The 22,338-nt window shown below is 64.8% G+C and carries 23 protein-coding genes; 4 read left to right on the top strand and 19 right to left on the bottom strand.

Features of this window, described 5'->3' with window-relative positions; translation table 11 throughout:
* Positions 1–2: 2 nt before the first annotated feature.
* From TVC13_RS06195 to prfB, 4 genes are all read right to left on the bottom strand, one after another.
* A complete protein-coding gene (locus TVC13_RS06195; protein WP_422400355.1) occupies positions 3–767 on the bottom strand; it encodes an ABC transporter ATP-binding protein in 765 nt (254 codons plus the stop codon).
* Positions 767–1,525 carry an ABC transporter ATP-binding protein gene (locus TVC13_RS06200; protein ID WP_422400356.1) on the bottom strand — a complete coding sequence of 253 codons (759 nt, stop codon included), beginning with the start codon at positions 1,523–1,525 and terminating at the stop codon, positions 767–769. The genes TVC13_RS06195 and TVC13_RS06200 overlap by 1 nt, the downstream gene beginning before the upstream one ends.
* A gap of 12 nt (positions 1,526–1,537) precedes the next feature.
* Complete coding sequence (locus TVC13_RS06205) at positions 1,538–2,737, bottom strand: substrate-binding domain-containing protein (protein WP_422400357.1); 1,200 nt, start codon at positions 2,735–2,737, stop codon at positions 1,538–1,540.
* 240 nt (positions 2,738–2,977) lie between these two features.
* A complete protein-coding gene (gene prfB, locus TVC13_RS06210) occupies positions 2,978–4,096 on the bottom strand; it encodes a peptide chain release factor 2 (protein WP_422400358.1) in 1,119 nt (372 codons plus the stop codon).
* A gap of 159 nt (positions 4,097–4,255) precedes the next feature.
* On the opposite strand from prfB, the gene TVC13_RS06215 reads away from it, so the two are divergent.
* Positions 4,256–4,552: a hypothetical protein gene (locus tag TVC13_RS06215; RefSeq protein WP_422400359.1), complete on the top strand. Its 297-nt coding sequence runs from the start codon at positions 4,256–4,258 to the stop codon at positions 4,550–4,552.
* A gap of 1 nt (position 4,553) precedes the next feature.
* Here the strand turns inward: TVC13_RS06215 and TVC13_RS06220 are convergent, their stop codons facing one another.
* Genes TVC13_RS06220 through TVC13_RS06250 form a run of 7 tightly spaced genes read right to left on the bottom strand, consistent with a single transcriptional unit; the run spans position 4,554 to position 9,139 of the window.
* A complete protein-coding gene (locus TVC13_RS06220; protein WP_422400360.1) occupies positions 4,554–5,030 on the bottom strand; it encodes a pilus assembly protein TadG-related protein in 477 nt (158 codons plus the stop codon).
* Entirely contained in the window at positions 5,027–5,485 is a 459-nt protein-coding gene (locus TVC13_RS06225) for a hypothetical protein (RefSeq protein ID WP_422400361.1), read from the bottom strand. The genes TVC13_RS06220 and TVC13_RS06225 overlap by 4 nt, the downstream gene beginning before the upstream one ends.
* Positions 5,466–5,810 carry a TadE family protein gene (locus tag TVC13_RS06230; RefSeq protein WP_422400362.1) on the bottom strand — a complete coding sequence of 115 codons (345 nt, stop codon included), beginning with the start codon at positions 5,808–5,810 and terminating at the stop codon, positions 5,466–5,468. Before TVC13_RS06230 ends, TVC13_RS06225 begins: the two co-directional genes overlap by 20 nt.
* A 40-nt stretch (positions 5,811–5,850) precedes the next feature.
* On the bottom strand, positions 5,851–6,081 hold the full coding sequence (locus TVC13_RS06235) for a hypothetical protein (RefSeq protein ID WP_422400377.1): 231 nt from the start codon (positions 6,079–6,081) through the stop codon (positions 5,851–5,853).
* A gap of 48 nt (positions 6,082–6,129) precedes the next feature.
* Positions 6,130–7,041 carry a type II secretion system F family protein gene (locus tag TVC13_RS06240; RefSeq protein ID WP_422400363.1) on the bottom strand — a complete coding sequence of 304 codons (912 nt, stop codon included), beginning with the start codon at positions 7,039–7,041 and terminating at the stop codon, positions 6,130–6,132.
* A 20-nt stretch (positions 7,042–7,061) separates the two neighbouring features.
* Positions 7,062–7,916, bottom strand: coding sequence for a type II secretion system F family protein (locus tag TVC13_RS06245; protein ID WP_422400364.1), 855 nt, complete (start codon positions 7,914–7,916; stop codon positions 7,062–7,064).
* Positions 7,913–9,139 carry a CpaF family protein gene (locus TVC13_RS06250; RefSeq protein WP_422400375.1) on the bottom strand — a complete coding sequence of 409 codons (1,227 nt, stop codon included), beginning with the start codon at positions 9,137–9,139 and terminating at the stop codon, positions 7,913–7,915. The genes TVC13_RS06245 and TVC13_RS06250 overlap by 4 nt, the downstream gene beginning before the upstream one ends.
* Positions 9,140–9,432: 293 nt before the next feature.
* Here TVC13_RS06250 and TVC13_RS06255 point away from each other — a divergent pair, with 293 nt between their 5' ends.
* Positions 9,433–11,412, top strand: a complete 1,980-nt coding sequence (locus tag TVC13_RS06255) for a GH25 family lysozyme (RefSeq protein ID WP_422400365.1) — start codon at positions 9,433–9,435, stop codon at positions 11,410–11,412.
* An 81-nt stretch (positions 11,413–11,493) separates the two neighbouring features.
* Here the strand turns inward: TVC13_RS06255 and TVC13_RS06260 are convergent, their stop codons facing one another.
* From TVC13_RS06260 to TVC13_RS06275, 4 genes are all read right to left on the bottom strand, one after another.
* Positions 11,494–12,240 (bottom strand): glycosyltransferase, encoded by a 747-nt coding sequence (locus TVC13_RS06260; RefSeq protein WP_422400366.1) that lies wholly within the window; start codon positions 12,238–12,240, stop codon positions 11,494–11,496.
* Positions 12,237–12,653 carry a DUF2304 domain-containing protein gene (locus tag TVC13_RS06265; RefSeq protein WP_422400367.1) on the bottom strand — a complete coding sequence of 139 codons (417 nt, stop codon included), beginning with the start codon at positions 12,651–12,653 and terminating at the stop codon, positions 12,237–12,239. Before TVC13_RS06265 ends, TVC13_RS06260 begins: the two co-directional genes overlap by 4 nt.
* Positions 12,650–13,357 carry a glycosyltransferase family 2 protein gene (locus TVC13_RS06270; protein WP_422400376.1) on the bottom strand — a complete coding sequence of 236 codons (708 nt, stop codon included), beginning with the start codon at positions 13,355–13,357 and terminating at the stop codon, positions 12,650–12,652. Before TVC13_RS06270 ends, TVC13_RS06265 begins: the two co-directional genes overlap by 4 nt.
* Before the next feature lie 107 nt (positions 13,358–13,464).
* Positions 13,465–14,415, bottom strand: a complete 951-nt coding sequence (locus TVC13_RS06275) for a glycosyltransferase (RefSeq protein ID WP_422400368.1) — start codon at positions 14,413–14,415, stop codon at positions 13,465–13,467.
* A 131-nt stretch (positions 14,416–14,546) separates the two neighbouring features.
* Here TVC13_RS06275 and TVC13_RS06280 point away from each other — a divergent pair, with 131 nt between their 5' ends.
* Entirely contained in the window at positions 14,547–16,514 is a 1,968-nt protein-coding gene (locus tag TVC13_RS06280) for a DUF6541 family protein (RefSeq protein WP_422400369.1), read from the top strand.
* Between the two features lie 99 nt (positions 16,515–16,613).
* Here the strand turns inward: TVC13_RS06280 and TVC13_RS06285 are convergent, their stop codons facing one another.
* The 4 genes from TVC13_RS06285 to TVC13_RS06300 form a co-directional block, all read right to left on the bottom strand.
* Complete coding sequence (locus tag TVC13_RS06285) at positions 16,614–17,516, bottom strand: glycosyltransferase family 2 protein (RefSeq protein ID WP_422400370.1); 903 nt, start codon at positions 17,514–17,516, stop codon at positions 16,614–16,616.
* Entirely contained in the window at positions 17,509–18,924 is a 1,416-nt protein-coding gene (locus TVC13_RS06290; protein WP_422400371.1) for a sugar nucleotide-binding protein, read from the bottom strand. Before TVC13_RS06290 ends, TVC13_RS06285 begins: the two co-directional genes overlap by 8 nt.
* 5 nt (positions 18,925–18,929) lie before the next feature.
* Entirely contained in the window at positions 18,930–19,928 is a 999-nt protein-coding gene (rfbB, locus tag TVC13_RS06295; RefSeq protein WP_422400372.1) for a dTDP-glucose 4,6-dehydratase, read from the bottom strand.
* Between the two features lie 64 nt (positions 19,929–19,992).
* Positions 19,993–21,267: a hypothetical protein gene (locus tag TVC13_RS06300; protein ID WP_422400373.1), complete on the bottom strand. Its 1,275-nt coding sequence runs from the start codon at positions 21,265–21,267 to the stop codon at positions 19,993–19,995.
* A 105-nt stretch (positions 21,268–21,372) separates the two neighbouring features.
* Here TVC13_RS06300 and rfbA point away from each other — a divergent pair, with 105 nt between their 5' ends.
* Positions 21,373–22,248, top strand: a complete 876-nt coding sequence (gene rfbA / locus TVC13_RS06305) for a glucose-1-phosphate thymidylyltransferase RfbA (protein ID WP_422400374.1) — start codon at positions 21,373–21,375, stop codon at positions 22,246–22,248.
* The last annotated feature ends 90 nt before the right edge of the window (positions 22,249–22,338 follow it).

The following is a 22,338-nucleotide window of genomic DNA, read 5'->3' on the forward strand; positions in this document are numbered from 1 at the left end:
CCTCAGGCTCCCTTCGGTGCCGCGGTGCCGGCAGGGTTCGGGTTCTCCGCTGCGGTGCCGGTGTGCACACCCAGCAGCCGGTGGTTCAAATCCGTGTCATCGAGGAACTCCCGAGCGTCCATGTCCGTCAGCGCAACTTTTCCGCCGGAGAGCACGGTGACGGTGGAGGCGAGCTGCCGCACTACGGCCAGGTTCTGCTCCACCAGCAGGATCGGCACGGTGCGGGCGGCTTCGGCGAGGGCCTCGCCGACCTCCTGCACGATCTTCGGTGCCAGTCCCTTGGTGGGTTCATCCACCAGAAGCACCTTGTTGGTGTTCAGCAGCGCACGGGCCAGGGAGACCATTTGCTGCTGCCCGCCGCTGAGTGTGCCTGCCATTTGGGCGGAGCGCTTCACCAGGTCCGGGAAGAGGTCCTCGACGAGCTGCCGCCGGGGGTGTCCGTCCCGCTCGGCGAGGCGCAGGTTCTCCGCAACCGTGAGCCGGGAGAACACCTCCCGGTCCTCCGGGACGTAGCCCACGCCGCGGGCGATGATCCGGTGCGTTTCGGCACCATCGATGCGCTCGCCGTCGAGCTCCACCTCCCCGGTGCGGGAGATGAGTCCGATGATGGCTTTGATGGTGCTGGTCTTGCCCACGCCGTTGCGGCCAAGCAGCGCGGTGACGCCGGAGGCTGGAACCTCGAAGCTGACGTCCTCGACGACCTGCTGGCCGCCGATGGAGGCGGAAAGGCGGTGCACCCGCAGGATGGGCGCGGCGGCGGTGTTCATCAGACAGGTTCTCCCAGGTAGGCGCTTTGGACCAGCGGATTGGCCATGACTGCTTCAGGGGTGTCGACAGCCAGGAGGCTGCCGTGGTGCATCACCGCAACCCGGTCCACCAGGCCCAGGACCACTTCCATGTGGTGCTCCACCATCAGCACGGTTCGCCCGGATTCGCGGTGCATCCGGCGGATGACTTCGGAGAGGCCAGCGACGTCTCCCGAGCCAACCCCGGCCATGGGTTCGTCGAGCAGGATCACTGCCGGATCCGCGGCCAGCAGCATCGCGATTTCAACCTTGCGTTTGTCTCCGTGGGACAGGCCGCCGGCACCGGCTGCAGCCTTCGCACCCAGGCCAACCTCCTCGATCCTTTCGGCGGCTATCCGGGTGGCTTCGTCACCGCTGCGCGGGAAGCGCAGCAGCGAGAGGCTGCCGCCCAGTTTGGCCTGGGCGGCTAGCCGCACGTTTTCGAGCACACTCAGCTGCGGGAACAGGCTGGACGTCTGGAACGTCCGGCCCAGCCCGGCGGCCGCCCTCCGGTGCACGGCCAGCCGCCCGACGTCGTTCCCCGAGACCGCCACGGTGCCTTCAGTGGGGCGCAGCAGTCCGGAAATGACGTTGAACAACGTGGTCTTGCCGGCGCCGTTCGGTCCGATCACGCCGAGCATTTCGCCGCGGCGGACGCTCAGGTGCACGTCGTCGAGAATCCGTGCCCCGCCAATGCTGAGTCCGACGCCGGTGAGTTCCAGTGCGATGGGTGCATCCATGGGGTCCACGGCCTACTTTGCGGCTTCCGGCGGAGCGACGGAGTCTGCAGCGACCGTTTCCACGAGGGTGGGAACCCAGGTGCCGCCCTGGTCACTGAGGGTGACCTGGTACATGTCCTGGAGCAGCGCATGATCTGAGGCGCGGACTGTGGTGGTGCCCTTGGGCCCCTCGAAGCTCCAGCCCTCCAGCGCGGAGACCATCGCGTCGACGTCGCTGCCGCCTTCGCGGACGGCCTGGACGATCATCTGCCCGGCCACAAAGCCGTCGGGAGTGAACAGGTCGGCCTGCTTTCCGGCTGCTTCCACGGACTCGATCATGGCCTTCTCCACCTCGTTGTTCCCGGCGCCCGGGAAGTAGTGGTTGAGGAAGGAGATCTTGGTGCCGGCAGCGCCGTAGGCCCCGAAGGTGGCGGCGTCGCCCAGCCCGGTAACGATCGGTGCGGCGTCGAAGGCACCCTGCTGGTCCAGTGCCTGCCACATTGAACCCGATGTGGCTCCAGCCCAGGCCACGAAGGCCATGTCCGGTGCGGCGTCGATCAGCTGGCGGGCAAACGGGGTGAACTCGGTGGCGTCTTCAGGCACCAGCACGCTGGAGACTTCCGCGCCTTCGGCACCGAGGACTGCTTCCACGGCGGCGAGGTTTCCCTGGCCGAAGGCATTGTCCTGGGCGAAGACCACTACCTTCTTGCCGGCCAGATCATCCACGAAGGAACCTGCCGCTGCCACGTCCTGCAGCGACTGCCGGCCGGAGCGGAACGTGTATTTGTTGATGCCCTGGATCGCGTCCGTTGCCGCGGGTCCGGAAATGTAGAGGACCTGGTTCTGCTCGGCCTGTTCTGCCAGTTTGAGGGCGATGCCGGAGACCACGGTGCCGGCCAGGATCTTGTAGTCCTGCCCAATGAGGTCCTTCGCGACGGTGACTGCTTTGTCCGGATCGCCGCCGTCGTCGTGGTATGTGATGTTCAGCTCGGTGTCCCCGACCTTGCCGGTCCCGTCGGTGGCGTAGTCGATGCCTGCCTGCAGGCCTTCGTAGTAGGCCTCGCCGTAGGCGGCCAGCGGGCCGGTCTTGGAGTAGACGATTCCGACGTCAACGCTTGACGGCGCTTCGCCGTCGGCCGGCGAGGTGCCGGAATCGGCGGCAGGAGCGCAGGCGGACAGCGCCAGCCCGGCAGTAAGAGCCGTGGTGAGGAGGAACTTCTTTGTTGCCTTCACGGTGGTGTGCCTTTCAGTGCGGTGGCTGCAGTGGATGCATTCGGTGCCGGCCCGGGCCGGGGTTTTGGTGCACTAACCTGAAAGGCGATTCAGGTTACGGAAAATGTATGGCACAGATCACATTTCCGTCAATGGGGTTTTCGGAAGCATTTGCCCGCACACGCAAAAGCCCGGGCCCTGAAGAGGACCCGGGCTTTAACAGGTGTAGAGCCGGGCGGCTTCGTTCCCCGCCCCGAAGCGCTAGTTGCGGGCAGAGACGCTGCCGTTGGCACGCCAGCGGATGCCGGCGTCGATGAAGTCGTCGATCTCGCCGTCGAACACTGCGGAGGTGTTTCCAACTTCGTGCTCGGTGCGCAGGTCCTTGACCATCTGGTACGGGTTGAGCACGTAGGAGCGCATCTGGTCACCCCAGGACGCCTTTACGTCTCCGGCGAAGGCCTTCTTCTCGGCGTCTTCCTGTTCCTTCTTCAGCAGCAGGAGCCGGGACTGGAGCACGCGCATGGCGGCGGCACGGTTCTGCAGCTGGGACTTCTCGTTCTGCATGGAGACGACAGTGCCGGTGGGGATGTGGGTCAGGCGGACTGCGGAGTCCGTGGTGTTCACGGACTGCCCGCCCGGGCCGGAGGAACGGAACACGTCCACGCGGATCTCATTGTCCGGAATGTCGATGTGGTCCGTGGCTTCGATCAGCGGAATGACCTCGACGGCGGCGAAGGAGGTCTGGCGCCGTCCCTGGTTGTCGAACGGGCTGATGCGCACCAGGCGGTGCGTTCCGGCCTCCACCACCAGGGTGCCGAAGGCGTAGGGGGCCTTAACCTCAAAGGTGGCCGACTTCAGGCCGGCTTCCTCGGCGTAGGAGGTATCCAGGACCTGGGTGGGATACCCGTGGCGCTCGGCCCAGCGCAGGTACATGCGCAGCAGCATGTCGGCAAAGTCAGCGGCGTCCACTCCGCCGGCGCCGGCGCGGATCGTCACTACCGCCTCGCGCTCGTCATATTCGCCGGAGAGCAGGGTCACCACCTCAAGCTCGGACAGGGCCTTGCGCAGCGACTCCAGTTCAGCCACGGCCTCGGCCTTGCTGTCGGCGTCGGACTCGTCCTGGGCGAGCTCAACCAGGACTTCCAGGTCGTCAATACGCGCCTCGAGTTTCTGCAGCCGTTCCAGTGCACTCTGCCTGTGCGAGAGCTTGGAGGTGATCTTCTGCGCAGCGTCCGGGTCATCCCAGAGGTTGGGCTCCCCTGCCATCTCGCTGAGTTCAGCAATGTCCTCCTTCATCGCAGCGACGTCGGAGACGTCCTCGATGGAGGCAAACGTTGAGCGGAGAGCGCGGATTTCTGCGGGAAAATCGATTTCAGCCATGGTGATTACAGACTACGCCATGCCCCGGTTTCCCGGCCCGGACTGTGTCTGTCCGGCGAAACAGCGGACCTGCGGCGCACCGGGCGATGACCGCCTTGATGTCAGGGCCCCGGGAGTACATTGGTGCTGTCCGATCCGGAAAGGAGCTTCGAGAATCCGATGAACGCTTCCCCCTCACCCATCCGCCATCCCGAGCGCGGACACAGCTACTGCCGCGAGGAGCTGGAGGAACTGGCGGAACAGGGCGATCCCTGGGCTCTGGGCAAACTGGACGACTGGGACCAGTACGACGCCGCTGACTTCACCGGTTCACTGCGTGACCGCTGCCCCGACCCCGACTGCGACCTCTACGGTGAGCGGGTCACCCTCTGCTATGCCGACGACGGCACGCTGCTGGAGGTGGACCACGGCGGCTGGGGGCACTACCCGCCTGTGGAGCAGGCCAAAGCCTCCTAGCTCAGCGCGTCAGCCGGGCCCGCGCGTCGGACTCTGCAGTAATGCGGATCCCGTCCGGCACCAGGAAGTTCACGATCGGCGGGTGCACGACGGCGGTGAGCACCACCCGCGCTGTGCGGCCGTCCGGAGTGCCGGTTTCGGGAGCGATCTGCAGCGAAGCAATTCGCTCCCCCGCACGGCTTTCCTGCAGGTAGCGCTGCACTTCGGCCCTCACCATGGCTCCCTCCAGCACGGCGGCGGGTGTGCTTCCTCCGGTGCCCTGTACCTGTGAGAGCGAGAAGGTGTCTGCGGCGGCGAGCGCCGCGCCGTCTGCCGCCGAGAGAAGTTTCTTGTGCCCCAGGTATACCGACGACGCCCCTGCGATGACGGTGATCACCAGCAGCGCCAGCAGCACGTACCCGATGATGAGGACCCCCACCTGGCCGGACTCGCCGCTGTCCGGTGAGCTCTCCGGTTTCCCCTGCCTTGCCGGTGTCATCCGAACCTCTCCACTTTCTGCATCGAGGTTGAATCCACGCGCACCGGCGCCAGGTTCAGGCCCGGCACCGAACCCACTACGGGCAGCGGAACGTCCATCGCTGCGGTGACCGTCACTGTTGACCCGGGCGTACCGCACTCCGGGCTGCAGGAAATCTGCAGTTCGAGGGCCCGGGGATCAAATCCGAAGTCTGCCAGCGCCAGCTCCGCCGCCGCAGTGGCCTGTTCCCCCGGTGCGTCTCCCGGCGGCGCGGATGCATACACTTTGGCAGCGTGGTCAGCAGCGCCGACCACGGCGTAGGCAGCCCCCTGGACCTGGCCCGCCGTAATAATTAGGTAGACCAATGGAATGAGCAGCAGGACGCCCAGGAAGACAAACTCCACCGCCGCGCTGCCCTCCTCCGTCTCTCCGCCTCCCTGAACTGTGCCCGCGGGGTCAGTCAGGCCAGTACGCATGACCGGTCACCTCGATTCCTCCCTGCGGGCCAATCAGGCCGATGACCGGCAGCGGCGCACGGACTCTCACCTGGAGCATTGAGCTGCCGGACCCCGTGACGCGTGTGTGGGTGATGTCCTGGGCGAATCCCGGATTCAGGCTTCGGGAAATCAGCTGGCTGGTCCGTTCCACGCCGTCCTGGGGCTTTCTGTCGGCGAGTGTTCCGTAGCGGGCTCCCGAGGAAGCCGCATCGATCAGGGTGTTCCGCACATGAAGGACGAGCGCAAGCTGAATTACTGCCAGCACAATAACAGTCAGCAGGGCCCCGACCAGGACGAAGTCCACGACGGCGGATCCCTCCTCGCCGGCGGGGGCATCCCTGCCGCTACTGCCGGACCTGGGCGATCGCAGATTCAAAGAGGGTCACCAGCGCGGGCCTGGCTACGGTGAGGATCGCTGCAACGAGGACGGCTGACATCAGGGTGATCATTACCCATCCGGGTACGTCGCCGCGCTCGTTTTCTCCCCGCTCCGGGAACATGGCAGCGCGCAGCCTGACCATCAGGCTGGCGGCCAGCAGGGCCGGCAGCGTTCGGAGATCGGTTCGGGTTTTCATGGGGGTTCCTTTCTTGGGGGTGGCACATCTTTTGCGGGTTGCCGGCCGTCACAGACCAATACTGAGCAGTGACAGGCCGGGGAATATGGCGAAAAGGACGGTTAGCGGCAGGACACCGAAGACCAGCGGGACCATCATGGCGATTTCCTTCTTTCCCGCTTCTTCCATCAGCTCGCGCTTAGCGAGATCGCGTACGTCCTGTGCCTGGGCCCGAAGCACGTCGGCAAGCGGCGTGCCGCGTTCGATTGCGACTGAGATTCCGTCCACGAACCGGGACAGCGGAGCAAGCTGAGTGCGTCTGGACAGGTTGCCCAAAGCAGTCAGCAGCGGCACTCCCGATCTGGTCTCGGCAAGGGTCCTTCCGAACTCGCCCGCCAGTTCGCCGTGCGAGGTACGGGCAACCCGTTCAAGGGCGCCGCCGGCGCTCTCTCCGGCGCCGACTGCCAGCGCCATCATTTCCGCCAGGCTGGGGAACTCCGCGAGCATCAGCGTCTCTCGGCGTGCCACCTCCCGGGTAAGCAGGTAATCGCGGAACAGGTAGCCGACCAGCCCGGAGGCCAGGGACAGCACCGCCACGGCCGGAATCGAAACCTGGCCCTGTGCAGCCAGCCATACCGCTCCCGTGCCGCCGAGCAGCAGGCCGCCACCCGCAAACAACAGCTGGCTGGAGCGGAATTCAAGGATGGTGATGCGGTTGCCGGCGCGGTCCAGACGCTTCTGCAGCGCTGAGGCTGCCGGATTAAGGCGTTCCAGCTTGCCGACCAGTTCTGTGAGGACTGGCCGGAAGACCTTCTCCAGCGGACCAAACGGAGTCACATCCGGTGCTACAAGGAGCCTGGACCCCGGTGTAACTGAACGCAGCTGCGGTGCGATCCGGTCCGCAAAGGACAGCGGACGGAGGAAAGGAAGGCGCACAACGGCCAGCCACAGCCCCACTCCCAGTCCTGCTCCTGCCAGCACGGCCGCAGGCCAGACGCCGTTCACCGCAGAACCCGTTTCTCTGCAGGCAGTGCACCGATGCGGAGCATCAGCTGGTAACAGCCCACGGAAATAATCATGCCTGCGGCAAGGACACCAGCTCCGGCCGGCGTGTTGTACGCGTCCACCGCTTCGGGAGTGCCGGACATCAGCACCAGCACAATCCAGGGCGCTGCTACTGCCAGGCGTGCCGCGTTGATGGTCCATGACTGCCTGGCCAGCAGTTCGCTGCGTGTTCTCGCGTTCTCCCGCAGGAACTCCGCCAGCGTTCCCAGCAGGCGTCCCAGGTCCGAGCCGCCCACCTGGCGGGTCAGCCGAAGCGACTCCACGATTCGGTCTCCCACCGGATCTGCCAGCCGCTCCTTGAGGCTATCCAGAGCGCCGTCGAACGAGCCTCCGGAGCGGTAATCCGCCCCGAACTCGCGGAAGGGTGCACGAAGCTCCGCGGGTCCTTTGTCCCCAAGCTGGATCAGGGCCTCGGGCAGCGACATTCCGGCGCGGATCGCTGAGCGCAGGTGGTCAACGGCGTCGGGCCACAGCTCCAGCAGCGAAGCGTTGCGCCGACGTGCCTGCCACCGCACCGCGCTGACCGGTACGGCGGAGGCAAAGAGGCCAAAGCAGCCGGCGATGGGAAGGGATGCGGTCAGCACCCAAACGGTCAGCAGGACCAGCAGGCCCAGCAGGACGCTGCTCAGCACCAGGCCTCCCGGGGTCACCCGGCTGATGCCCGCGGACTTCAGCAGCTCTTCGATGCGTCCCGGGCGGCGCACCTTTGCCGCTTGTTCCGGGAGGACCCAGCAGGAGGACCAGATGAGGAACAGACCCAGCCCCAGGGCCAGTCCGGCAGCCGCGGTCATGCTGCCGGCTCCAGGAGCTCAGCCAGGTTCATTCCGGCCCGGGCAAACTTGTCCGGGGAGGGCAGCGAGGACGGCGAGGCAACCAGCCGTCCGCTCTCCCGCTGAAAAACCAGCGTTGACTCGATAACCCCGTTTTCCACCCGGCGGCCCAAGGCAAGGATCTCGGTAACTTCGCGCCGTCCTGCAGGGGTGCGCGCGCAGTGGACCACCAGGTCGATGCAGGAAGCCACGGTAGGGACAACGAAGGCGCTTGAAATGTTTGCCCCCGCCAGCAGCGGCAGCGTGGAGATCTTAGTGACGGCGTCGTGCGCGCTGTTGGCGTGGACCGTGCACATCCCGGGAAGGCCTGAATTTAAGGCGATCAGCATGTCCAGGCTCTCGGCCTCCCGGACCTCACCCACGATCAGGCGGTCCGGCCGCATCCGCAGGGCCTCCTTGACCAGGCGCCGAAGCGGGATCTCTCCTGTCCCCTCCAGGTTGGGCTGGCGGCACTGAAGGCCCACGACGTCGCGCAGGGGCAGCTGCAGTTCAAAGATCTCTTCAACCGTGACAACCCGTTCCCGGGCCCCAATGGATGCCGCCAGACAGTTCAGCATGGTTGTTTTACCGGCCTGTGTTGCCCCGGAGACCAGGATGTTAAGTCCGCCGGCCACCGCCGCGGAGAGAAACCGGGCGGCCTGGGGCGTTAGGGTCCCCAGTTCCACAAGGTGGTCCAGCCTGCTGGCCCGGACGATGAACTTGCGTATGTTGACCGCCCAGTGCCTGCGGGTCACGTCCGGAATGACCACATGCAGGCGCGAGCCGTCCGGCAGGGCAGCATCGACAAACGGCGAGGAGAGGTCCAGCCGGCGGCCGGAGGACTTCAGCATCCTCTCGACCAGGTCCCTGACCTGATCCGATGAGAGGTTCAGCGCTGTCAGCTCAGAACGCCCGTCCCGGGCGACGTAAACCTCACCGGGCGAGTTGATCCACACTTCTTCGACGGTTGGATCATCGAGCAGCGGCTGGAGCGCTCCATACCCGGCGACCGCGTCGAAGACATGCTTCCGGGCCTTATCAAGATGGCCCAGGGGCGGGAGGGTTCCGAGCAGGGAGCGTTCGTCGTAATCCTGTACCGCTGCTTCCACCAGGCGCCGGACCTCGCCGGCCTGGCGTGCCGGGTCCAGGCCACGGACACGGATGAGCTCGCGCACCTCGTCTTCGACAATACGCACCGCGTCCATCGCGCTCCCCCGGGTCATCCGAACGGCATTCCTGCCGCTTAATGAGACAGAACCTCCAGGCCGGTCCGGCCATGCCGGCGAGAATAGGTGAATAAACCCCGGCTGACGAGAGTGAAGGGTGCCTAATGTGGAAAACACCTTTGTGGGGAACTTGCCGCGGGCGCGTTTACAGCAGCCGTGGACCCTTTCGATTTCCGGCATTCCCGCTATAGATTCCAGACCTGTCACGGGTCACAGTATTCTCACCAGTCCCGGTAAGGTTCAGGTTGAAGTCCACTGCATCTGGAGACCCCGTGAAATACCGTTCATCCGCTCCCGTGCTGGCAGGCCTGCTCTGCCTGGCACTTGCCGCCACCACGGCACCCGCTGCTGCCGCACAGCTCCCCCCGGACAGTGCCGTCACCGAAACCGCTCCGGCCAGCCCGTCACCCGGGATTCCGAATCCCGCTGAATCCGCACCGGCGCTGCCGGAGAACCCAGCACCTTCGTCGCCGGAACCCACAGAAGTTCCAGAGCAGCTGCCGGCCCCGGCTCCGGGAACCACACCGGAACAGGCCACGCCGTCTACGTCCCCTGCTGTCCCGGAACCCGCTGAGGTCGAGGTCCCGGACCCCTCCGCGCTGACCGAGGAGGAGCTTGCCGAAATCATCGGTATCCTGGGCGCCAAGATGGGCCAGGGCCTTGAGCGCTTGGAAGAAACCCGTGATCCGCAGGCCCCCGGCAGCGGGGAAATCGCGGAGCGCCTCGATGCCGAGGACAAACTGATCATCAGCGGCCTGGCAGATCCGGAACTCGCCACGGATCTCTCCAGCGATGTATCCGCGGGTGACGCCCCCGAGGTTGCTTCGCCGGCGGCCGCCGCAGCAGAAGCAAGCGTGCCGCTGGCCGTCCCCGCACTGCAGCACACCTCCAGCGCCCCGGGAATCTCACTCGCCGCTACCTGGCAGCCCGCCGGGCTGCAGGGCATGGATGTCAGCAGCCACCAGCCGGCCGTCAACTGGAGCCGCGCCTGGAACCAGGGCGCGCGCTTCGCCTACGTCAAGGCCACTGAGGCCACGTCCTACAAGAACCCGCTGTTCTCCAGCCAGTACACCGGCTCTTCGTCTGTGGGAATGCTGCGGGGCGCCTACCACTTCGCCATCCCCAACGTTTCCAGCGGTGCCGCCCAGGCCAACTACTTCGTGAACAACGGCGGCGGATGGTCCCCCGACGGCAATACCCTTCCCCCGCTGCTGGACATCGAATACAACCCCTACCCCTCCCTCGGCAACACCTGCTACAACATGACCGCCGGCCAGATGGTGTCCTGGATCAGGGACTTCTCGCAGACAGTCGCAGCCCGCACGGGGCGCCTGCCAATGATCTACACCACCACGGACTGGTGGCGCACCTGCACCGGCAACTCCGGTGCCTTCGCGGGGCAGCCCCTGCACATCGCTGCCTACAACACCACCGGCCCCGGCGCCCTGCCCAACGGCTGGTCCCGATACACGCTCTGGCAGTACAGCAGCACCGGCCCGTTCGAAGGCGATTCAAACGTCTACCAGGGCTCAGTCGCCCAGCTGCGCAGCTTCGCGCGCCAGGCCTCGGTGGGACGCCCGGGACAGCTGTACTTCCGCAGCAACCCGGTGAAGGGCCTCGAGTACGGAAACGGCAGCGACCAGTACCTGACCTGCGACTGGAACGGGGACGGCATCGCCACCCCCGCGGCCTTCCGCAGAGGCACCTGGTACATCCGCGAGTCCCTGACCGGCGCAGCAGCCGCGCAGGAGGTCCGGTATGGGGACCCCGGAGACCAGCCCATCTGCGGCGACTGGGACGGAAACGGCCGGGACACCATCGGCGTCTTCCGCAACGGCACGGTCTACCTGAAGAACTCCAATACCAGCGGCGTAGCGGACGGCGTCTTCGCGTTCGGTGACGTCGGCGACACCGCCCTTGTTGGAGACTGGGACGGAGACGGCTACGACACCCTCGGAGTTGCCCGCCCGGAGGGCGTTGCCCAGCGCTTCTACCTGACCAACAGCAACATCCGCCCCGGTGTTGCCGGAGCCTTCCTGTTCGGCAACGCCGGAGACACCCCGGTCTCCGGGGACTGGAACAATGACCGGTTCAGCACCGTGGGCGTAAAACGCGGAAGCTACTGGTACCTGACCAACAGCAACATCCGGCCGACGGCCAGCACCAGCTTCCAGTTCGGCAACCCCGGGGACCGCCCGCTAACCGGGCGGTGGGACCGGGGCACCGGGACGAACGTTGGCGTAGCGCGTTAGGCAGCGTGCACACCAACAACAACAGCGGACACCCTTTCGGGGGAGTCCGCTGTTGTTGTTATACGGGATAAAGGCTGGAGCTCAGGCAGCCCGGCGGTTCCGCCGCCGGAGACGGTAACCTGCGGTGACCAGTGCCCGCAGAAGCATCCAGCGTGCTTTGAGGATCCGGTCCAGGCGGCGCCAGTGGCGTGGAGTCTCGTTGTCCTCGTGCAGCCGGCGGTACAGCACCGGTTCACCCAGGTGCGTCATTTCACCCGCCAGGTTGCCGGCCAGCGCCATCCAGAGATCGTGCGATTCGTAGAGGAACCGCGGCATGGGCAGTACAACGTCCGCGAAGTCGCGGCGGAAGCCCATGGCGCAGCCGTAGTAGGGGCGGTACCCCACCATGACTCCGGTGATGTTGGCCAGGCGCCGTTTTGAGTCCCTGGCGCGCAAGGACCATGGTGCGTTCTCCGCCGGCCCGCCGAAGAGGGCAACATTCCCGGCAACCATGGCGGTCTTTCCGAGGGCATCGATCATCTTTGCTGTCCGGCCGGGGACCCAGATGTCGTCCTGGTCCGCCAGGAAAATGTACTGCCCGCGGGCCAGGGCTGCTGCCTTGCCGAAAGTCCGGACGTAGCGTTCGTTGACTTCGGACCGCACCAGGCGGATCCGGGGGTCACCGATTTCGGCGACGACGTCCGCTGTGTTGTCCGTGGATTTGTCATCCACGACAACCAATTCGTCTTCCGGGCCCAGGTCCGCGAGGATCGATTCGATCTGCTCGCCAATCCAGCGGGATCCGTTGTAGGCGGCCATACAGACGCTGGCCCGTACTTCTCCGCTCACTGGTGTTCTCCCGGCGGCAGCTGCTCCGCGCTTCCGCCGTCGGCGGCCGAGACCTGATGCTGCAGGCGCTCCACCTGGTTCTGCAGGCCGTCAAGCTGGCTGCGCAGGATGGCGGCTTCCTCTGCCAGTGCACGCGTCTCGTCCTCCACCACGGAGATTTCCAGCGAGAGGTGCAGGCACACGCCCATCAGCAGGAAGATCGCCAGCATAAAAAGAAGGTTGGAGGGCAGCGCGAAGCCGGAGATTTGGGTAGCCCAGTCGAGCAGCTGGGGGAAACCCGCCAAGATCAGGGTGACCAGGCCTACCACGATCCAGAGTGCAGCATACTTCTCGCGCAGCTTGCGCTGGCGGAGCAGCCAGATGACGGAACCGACGACGGCGAGCGCCAGGATGAACGGCAGCACTGTGTTCATTCTGCTGCTCCTTCCGTGCCGGCGAGCCGGGTCTTTTTGCGGGTCATGGCGATCAGCAGCGCGAATCCGCTGCGGCCCAGGTAGAGGGCAGCCTTGGCTGGATTGTGGCTGGGCTGTCCGCCCTGCCGGGGACGCATCTCCACGGGCACCTGCGTTACGGTCAGGCCGGAACGCACTGCAACGACCAGCGAGTCGATCGTGTCCCCAAGGTACTCAGCCGGATAGTGCTCGCAGTACTGCGCGATGGCCTTGGTGTTTGCTGCCCGGAAGCCTGACGTGACGTCCGTGAGCCTGGTCTTGGCAATCCGGGAAATTGCCCAGCCGAGGAAGACCATCGCCCATTTGCGCGGACCCCGGACTTCGTAGTTTCCCTTGTCCGCGAACCGTGCTCCGATGGAGATGTCAGCAACTTCCAGCCCCTTGACCACGTTGATCAGGTCCTTGGGATCGTGCTGGCCGTCCGCATCCACCTGGATCGCCTGGCTGTAGTTCCACCGCTGCGCGTACTTGTAGCCTGCGCGCATGGCGCCGCCGACGCCAAGGTTGAAGGGCAGCCGAAGCACCGCAGCACCTGCCGCTTCAGCCAGGTCTGCTGTGTTGTCCGTTGATCCGTCGTCCACGACCAGGACGTCGCAGTTGGGCACTGTCCGGATGACTTCCGCAACGGTGTTGCCTACCGAGGCGGATTCGTTCCAGGCAGGCATGATGACCAGCAGCCGTCCGGCCGTTGGTTTTTCAGCTTGTTCCACGCGCTCTGCATACCTATTCTGCTGTGGTTGAGTGTTCGCTGCCGAGGCGTCCATTGACTTCCTCACCTCGTGTCCTGGGCTTTGCCTGTGCGGCCCCGCAGCCCGTCGGCGGTCCCCTTTACAAAATACCGCAGCCGCTGCCTGCGCTCTGTTCCCAGGAAGCCGACAACAATCACATGCCTTAGGTCCAGGGCCAGTCCGCGCAGCATCCAGCTCGGCTGGGTGCTGAAATACCGGCGCAGCAGGTGGATGCGGTTCCGGCCGATGTAGTAGTAGCGGAACGGGGCGCTCTGCATCAGCTCAACAGGCTGGTTCCGGACCCGCAGCGGGCGGCCCAGGAAACGTGCCTGCGTGCGCGTTCCCAGTGAGTGTTCCAGCGCGACGCCGGGAGCAGCGACCGCGGAGAAGCCGGCTTTCCGCAGTCGCCAGTAGAAGTCTGTGTCCACGCCATCGATGAAGAGACCCTCATCGAAACCACCGACAGTGTCCAGTGCAGCCCGTGAGAGAAGCAGGGCCGACTGGATGGGCTCGGCGACTTCCAGGTAGCCGCCGCTTCCGCCCCGGCTCAGCACCCGGCTCCCGGAGACGCTTTCGGGGCTGACGGAGCCCACCGCGAGTCCGTCCGCAGCGGCAGCCTGACGTGCCTGCTCATATTTGTGCAGCAGTCCGGCGGGCGGTTCAGAGTCCTGGTCGAAGGTCACAATGTAGGAAAGGCCGGTGTGCCGATCCAGCAGTGCCGTTATGCCTGTGTTCAGGGCCGCACCGATGCCCTCGTTCCTGCCGTGCCTGATGACTGTGGCGCCGAGGCGTTCGACCTCGGCCAATACCCCGCTTCCGTCCGTTGATCCGTCGTCGACGACTGCCACGGCGCGGAACTCGTCGAGCATCGAAGCCACTCGGCCCGCCAGCTCGACGGGTGGGTTGAAGGCAGTAATGACGGCCGCGGTGCCGGCAGTAGTGATGGCTGGTGTCGGCCGGGTTTGCGGTTCTGACGCCCCGCCACGTATACGCATAGTAGCTACAGGCTATAGAACTCGCTAAGCCCCCGCCACTTTGCCGCAAGGCCGAATCGGGGTTCTGCGCGCTAAACAGCTAGAATTGGCGGGGCCTTGCAGCCCGCCTACACACCGGAGGATTTTCACGCATGGATTGGCTCGGGGCCCTTCCCGCAATACTCATAGCCCTGGCACTTCTTATCGTGCCTGGTTTGGCTATCAGCCTGACCCTGAGGCTTCGCCTGTTTGACGCTGTAGCGGTAGCACCGCTGGTGACGGTCACGCTTGTCAGCGTCAGCGCCATTGCGGCACCCTTCGCCGGGATTGCCTGGAGCATCCTTCCGGTCCTGGTGCTCACGGTGCTGGTCCTTGCTGCCTGCTACGGCATCACACGTTTCTCCTGGTACCCAGCACGGAGTGCAGGGTCCGCAGAGCATTCCTTCCTCCGGCATCAGGGGCCTTGGTTTGCTGCAGCGGCAGCAGCGTTCCTGCTCATCGGCTGGCAAGTGGTGCACGTCATCGGTGCCCCGGAGAACTTTTCCCAGACCTTCGACAACAATTTCCACCTCAACGCAGTCCGTTACATCCTGGATACGGGCAACGCCTCCTCACTCACCCTGACGTCCATGACTACCGCGGACCAGCCGGCGTATTTCTATCCCGCCGCCTGGCACGGGATCGTTTCCTTGATTGTTCAGCTTTCCGGTGTTCCGGTGACCGCGGCCACCAGTGCAGCAATCATTGCCGTGTCCGCCGCCGTCTGGCCGCTGAGCGTGCTGTTCGCCGTGCGCCGGCTCGCCAACCTGGCACCCGCGGCCGTCCTGGGCGCCGGCATCGTGGTGGGCAGCTTCTCCGCGTTCCCCATCCTGCTGCTGGACTTCGGTGTGCTCTACCCCAATGTTCTCTCGCTCTCGATGGTTCCCGCCGCGCTGGTGATCCTCGCCGGAATCATGCGCCAGGTCCCCCACCCGGGCATACCCGTTTTCACCTTGATCCTGCTGGCGATGCTGACAGTGCCCGGGGTGGCCGTTTCCCACCCCAACGGTGTGATGACGCTTTTCGCTCTGGCCGTCCCGGCCGTAGTTTCAGCCTATGTCCGCGGCATCATGTCCCTGCACAGGTCCGGGGCGTCCTGGTCCCGGTACCTGCTCGCCACGCTGGCTGCCGCGGCCGCCGCGGGCGTCTTCCTCGTCATGTGGAAGCTGATCCGGCCCCCCAAGGAAGCGGCTGTCTGGAACCGGGTCGAGACAGCGCCACAGGCCTTTGGCGAAGCGCTGCTTAATGCACCGTTCGGACGGCCTGCCGCCGTCGTCATCAGTATCCTGGTGCTGCTTGGCCTGATTTACTGCTTCCGCCGCCCCCGGCTGCTGTGGGTGGCCGGCGCGTACCTGCTGAGCATCTGGCTTTTTGCCGTCGCTGCCGGCTACCCGATTTCTGATAACCGCATGTTCGTCACCGGCGTTTGGTACAACGATCCCTACCGCCTCGCAGCGATCCTCCCGATTGTGGGCGCACCGCTGGCCATCCTGGGCCTGCAGCTGATCCTGGAACCAGCGGACCGTTGGGTTCGTGCCCGCCTCTCCGGGGCTGCCGGCCCCGTTGCGGCAGCCGCACCCTTCGCCCTGGGTCTCGCCGTTGTCCTTGTACTGCTCCCGCTGACCCAGCGTGCCAGCATGGACACTGCCGTCGCCAGTGCCCGCGGAGTCTATGCCGTGACCGATGATTCGGCTCTAGTGTCCACCGATGAGCTCGAACTGATCCGCCAGCTTCCCGAACTCACCGAACCCGACGCCGTCATCGCCGTGAACCCGTGGACAGGTGGTGCGCTGGCCTACGCTATTGCTGACCGGGACACCACTTACAAGCACACGCTCTCCAACACCAGTCCCGAGGCTGCGGTAGTCGACAACAATCTCAAGAACGCTGATTCGATGCCCGAGGTCTGCGATGCGGTGGAGGCAACAGGCGTCGACTACGTGCTGGACTTCGGCACGCGTGAGGTCCACGGCGGGGACCACCGTTACCCCGGCATTGAGGAACTGGACGCGGATCCTGACTTCGAGAAGGTCGCAAGCGTGGGCGAGGCATCCCTGTACAAGTTTGTTGGCTGTCCCTAGCAGCGGCGCAAGTTGCAAAAGGGAAGGCCCCGGTTCTCTTGAGAAACGGGGCCTTCCCTTTATGTTCGGCAACTCACCTGGCGGCCGGAAGTCTCCCTGCTAGCTTCCGAATGCGTGCCGCAGGACGAGCGCCGCAGTCCGCAGGTCGCGTCGGCGCAGCGTACCCGGCAACAGCACCAGCGCGTGCAGGCGGGACGTAAGGTGCATGCGGGCAGCCCATGTTGTCTGCCTCCAGCCCCGGGGTGCAGCCAGTTCCGCAGCATGGCGGAAGAACCGCCGCTCCCCCGCGAACCGGGAACCGTCCAGCAGTTCCAGCGACGAAGCGCTCGAACTGTGGCGGCGGTAGGCGAACACGGTCTCCGGGACGAGCAGCAGCTCCTCCCCGTCCAGGAGCAGGTCAAGAATCAGCGCCAGGTCCTGAATGACAGGAAAACCATCCCTGAAATCATGTTTCTGGATCGCTTCCCGGCGAAACGCCAGAGACGGCCAGTAGAGCCAGTTGCCCTGCATCAGATTCGCTGCCAGTTTGTCCCCGCCCAGCAGTGCGGGTCCGGGGCGGCGCGGACGCATCAGTTTCTGCTTCACCGAGTCGACCAGGGTGCTGACAGTCTTGCCGTGTTCGTCCTTGACAACAACGCCGGGCTGGATGAGCCCAGCGTCAGGATGCAGCGCGTGGGCCCTCCGGATCGCCTCCACATATCCGGGCAGGAGGAAATCATCACAGCCCATCACGACGACGCGCGGCTCGGTCGCCATTTGCACGCACCGGCGGAAGTTCTCAGTGATCCCGCAGTTGACCTCGTTCCTCACATATCGGATGCGGGGGTCCGTGAGTGTGTCGAAGTACGCGTCAACGGAGCGGTCCGGATGTGCGTCGTTGACTACTGTGAGGGTCCAGTCGGCGTCGGTCTGTGCCTGCACGCTTTCGACAGCTGTCCGCAGGTATTCCAGTTCGCCCCAGAACGGTATGTAAATGCCAACTGTGGCCCCGGGATCAGGCATTCGGTGCCCCGTTTACGTATTCCGCCAACCGCTCGGCCGCGTCTGCAGGCCGGAATCCCGCAGCTTCGAGCTTGCCCAGCTCCAGCGCCGAATTCAGCGGCCGCGGCGCAGCAGCCTTGTCCCGGAAATAGTCCTCAGTGCTGACACCGGTGACAGCTTGGCGGGGCTTGCCGTTCAGCTCATAAACCGATGCCGCGATCTCTGCCCAGCTTGCCGGGTCACCGGTGTTGCTCAAATTGTAGGTTCCGTACGGGGCGCCGGTGCTAAGCAGGTGCCGGATGCCGGCGGCGATGTCCTCGGTGAAGGACAGCCTCCCGATCTGGTCGTTCACTACGGACGGTTTGATCCCGCGTTCGGCGAGTGAGGCCATGGTGCGCACGAAGTTGCTGCCGTCTCCGATGACCCAGCTGGTCCGCACAATATAGTGCTGCGGGACCACGGAGACGACGGCGTCGCCGGCTGCTTTGGTCTGGCCGTAGACCCCCAGCGGGGAGAAAGGCTCGTCCTCCGGGTGCATCTCGCGGGTGCCGTCGAAGACGTAATCGCTGGAGACGTGCACCAGCGTCAGCCGGTTCGCCGCGGCAACACGGGCCAGCCGTGCGACGGCGGTGACGTTGATTTCCCAGGCCAGGCGCCGGCCCTCAGGGGTCTCCGCTGCGTCCACTGCCGTGTAGGCGGCCGCGTTGATGATCGCGGAATAGTTCTTCCAGTTCCGCTCATACGAAGCCGGATCCGTCAGGTCGAAGTCGGCCCGTCCGGCGAACTCGACGGAGGCATCGCCGTCGTACGCCGTGCGCAGCGCACGCCCGAGCTGGCCGTCCGCGCCCAGGACCAGGACTTTCTTCGGCTTCATCGGAACCACGTCGGCCAAGCGGGGATGCGCCCGGTCCTTATCCGAAAGCTCAGCCTGCTCCAGCGGGATCGGCCAGCCGATGGCAGCGGTCTCATCCGCGAGGTTCAGGAAGGTGTACTGTCCCTGCGCATCAGCGCTCCAGTGGTCGTTGACCAGGTAGGTGTAGGCGGTGTTGTCTTCCAGCGTCTGGAAGGCGTTGCCCACCCCGCGGGGAATGAAGATGGCCTGGCTTGGGTCCAGTTCCGCGGTGAACACGGTTCCGAAGCTGGGGCCTTCGCGCAGGTCCACCCAGGCGCCGAAGATCCGTCCGGTGGCAACTGAAATGTATTTGTCCCACGGTTCGGCGTGGATGCCGCGGGTGGTGCCGGCCTTCTCGTTGAAGGAAATGTTGTTCTGCACCGGGCCGAAATCCGGCAGCCCCAGCGCCAGCATCTTTTCCCGCTGCCAGTTCTCCTTGAACCAGCCGCGGTTATCGCCGTGGACCGGCAGGTCATAAAGCACGACGCCGGGAATCGGCGTTTCGTGCGCAGTCAGTGCCTTGGAGAATTCAACCATGGCCGTTACTGTCCCTGGACCTTGTACTTGGCTTCGGTTTCGGCTTTCTGCGGGCGCCACCAGGCTTCGTTATCCCGGTACCACGCGATGGTGTCTTCGATGCCGGCATCGAAGTTGGAGAACTTCGGTTCCCAGCCCAGTTCCGTGCGCAGCCGCGTTGAATCGATGGCGTAGCGCAGGTCATGGCCGGGCCGGTCGATGACCTGGTCATAGGCATCAGCCGGCTGACCCATGTGCTTCAGAATCAGCTCAACGACCTCCTTGTTGTTCTTTTCCCCGTCAGCGCCGATCAGGTAGGTCTGCCCGATCTCGCCCTTCTCGATGATGGTCAGGACGGCCGAGGAATGGTCGTTGGCGTGGATCCAGTCCCGGACGTTCTCCCCGGCACCGTAGAGCTTGGGACGGATCCCGTCGAGCACGTTGGTGATCTGCCGCGGAATGAACTTCTCCACATGCTGGTACGGGCCGTAGTTATTGGAACAGTTGCTGATCGTCGCCTGCAGACCGAAGGAACGCACCCAGGCACGCACCAGCAGGTCCGAACCGGCCTTCGTGGAGGAGTACGGGCTGGAGGGGTTGTACGGTGTGGACTCGGTGAACCGCTCCGGGTCATCGAGTTCCAGGTCACCGTAGACCTCGTCCGTGGAGATGTGGTGGAAGCGCACCCCGTGCTTCCGGGCGGCCTCGATCAGCGTGTAGGTGCCGATGATGTTGGTATCCAGGAACGGCCGCGGATCGTGCAGCGAGTTGTCATTGTGGGATTCCGCCGCGTAATGCACCACGACGTCGGCGTCTGCCACCAGCCGGTCCACCAGGTCTGCGTCGCAGATGTCACCTTGGACAAACGTAAAGCGGTCCCCGGGAAGGCCTTCGAGCGAGGCGAGGTTGCCGGCGTAGGTGAGCTTGTCCAGTACCGTGATGGAAGAATCCGTGTTGGCCAGCGCGTAGTGCACGAAGTTTGAACCAATAAAGCCGGCACCGCCGGTAACAAGGAGTTTCTGCATGGCACCAGCCTACCGGTTTCCGGCGGGCAGCCGGTTGACGGCAGCGTGCCGCTCAGCTCTTGAGTCAGGCCGGATTGCGAAGGCTGCGCTGCACAAACCAGGTATGGATCGCCACGCCGCACAGCGGGCCGGCGGCCAGACTGAGGACAGTCTTGAGTTCAATGCCCACCGGCAGGAACAGCACGGCCAGTGACACGGCTGCCGCTGCGACCCAGCCAAGGGAATAGGCGCGGTGCTGGTTGGCGGCCACGGCCAGGGCGCCGGTGAGAGTCAGCAGTGCCAGGAACCCTGAATCCATGGTCAAGGCTGCGAGGACCAGTCCGTCCACGTTGTAGTCAGGACCCAGCAGGAAAACCATCAGCCACGGACCGATCAGACCGGCCGCCACGGCACCGGCGGCAGCGACCCCCAGCACCACCAGGAACAATGGAAGATAGGCTTTGGCGCCTTCAGACTTTCGCGCCATGAAATGGGTGATGGCCACACTTTGATATGCCATCAGCGGGATCATCAGTGGTGCCCGGGTCAGGGACAATGCCATGAGCAGCGGTGCGGAAGCCAGGTAGATGCTGTCCGTCGTCGTGAATTTCAGCATGACGGGAAAACCAACGAGCAGCGCCGAGCTGGCTGTAGCGGCAAGGCAGGCAAGCAGGATGTTGCGGATGAATTCGCGGGCAGGTACATCTGCCCGCACTGTAAAGGAGCTCCGTGTGCGTTTGGAAACCAGCAGGAAGAACATCCAGGAAGCTGCACCCAGTGCCGTCGCTGTGGCGAGGCCGCCGGTGCTGGCCCCCAGCAGGACTGCAGCACCCACCCCGGCCAGCCTGAGGAGGGACTCCGCGACCGTGACGGCCGAGTACTCGCTCCAGCGCCCGCTGCCCCCAAGGGAACCCACGGTGCTGGCATGCCCTGAGTAAAGCAGTGCAGCGATGCAGATGATGGGCACCAGGTAGAGAGCTGAGGATCCAAACAGCGGTCCGCCCCAGAGGAAGGACGTGGCCAGCAGAATCAGCGCGGCTGCGGCACCCAAGCCGACGGCGACCGGACCGATGCGGGCACCTGCCGGGTTTGGACCTGATTCAAGCGAGGACCTGGCAGCACGGGTCGATTCGATGACAATGCCGCCAAGGACGCCAAAAACGAAAAAGACAAAGGACCAGAAGGTCAGGAAGCCGGCGTTCTCCTCCGGTGAGAGGGTCCTGGCTGAAATCAGCAGTACCGCGTACCCCACCGCCGCAGACACCAGTGAAGCAGCGCCTACACCTGCGGCAGAGGATCTGCCGATGGTCCCCCCAGTGCCTTCTCCCGGGCTGGTGCCTGGCGTTCGGGTATCGCGCAAAGTGAACCTATCCTTGGGGAAAGCAGCGGCTGTCCGGGAATCCGTGACGCGCGAGAGCCCGGTGCCAGATTTTGCGGGCCCAGCTCTCTGGGACATCATTATTCCATGCGCGGAATCATATTGGCTGGCGGTACGGGATCACGGCTGCATCCCATCACCCTTGGAATCAGCAAGCAGCTCGTCCCGGTGTACGACAAGCCGATGATCTATTACCCGCTTTCAACCCTGATCCTCGCGGGTATCCGCGACATTCTCATTGTCACGACCCCTCACGATGCAGAGCAGTTCCAGCGGCTGCTCGGAGACGGCAGCCAGTTCGGCATCTCTCTCAGCTACGTTCAGCAGCCCTCCCCGGACGGGCTTGCCCAGGCTTTCATCCTGGGTGCCGAGCACATCGGCAACGGTCCGGTTGCCCTCGTGCTGGGCGACAACATCTTCTACGGCCCTGGAATGGGAACGCAGCTGCGGCGCTTCCGCAACATCGACGGCGGTGCTGTCTTCGGCTACCGGGTCAGCGATCCAACCGCCTACGGCGTCGTGGAGTTTGACGACGCCGGCAACGCGCTCTCGCTCGAAGAGAAACCTGCGAAGCCCAAGAGCAAGTACGCAGTCCCGGGCCTGTACTTCTACGACAACGACGTGGTGGAAATCGCGCGGTCCCTCAAGCCCTCGCCCCGCGGCGAACTGGAAATCACCGACGTCAACCGGACCTATCTGGAACGTGGAAAGCTGCGGGTGGACATCCTCCCCCGTGGTACTGCGTGGCTGGACACCGGCACGTTCGATTCCCTGAACGACGCGTCCAACTTCATCCGCACCATCGAGCACCGTCAGGGAATGAAGATCGGTGCCCCGGAGGAAGTGGCCTGGCGCCTTGGTTTCCTCTCCGACGACGAACTCCGCGAACGTGCCGAGCCCCTCGTAAAGAGCGGCTACGGCGCTTACCTCATGTCCCTGCTGGATTCTGACGAGAAGAAGTAGACACTGCGGCCTTTCTCCCGCGGGTAAAAAGAGCGGAGCCCCCCCCCGCGGGGGGGGGGCGGGGTCTTTTACACAACAGACGCGGGCGCC

Origin of the sequence: Arthrobacter sp. 3Tela_A (assembly GCF_049311025.1) — a bacterium.
In the GTDB taxonomy this organism is placed as follows: Bacteria; Actinomycetota; Actinomycetes; order Actinomycetales; family Micrococcaceae; genus Arthrobacter_B.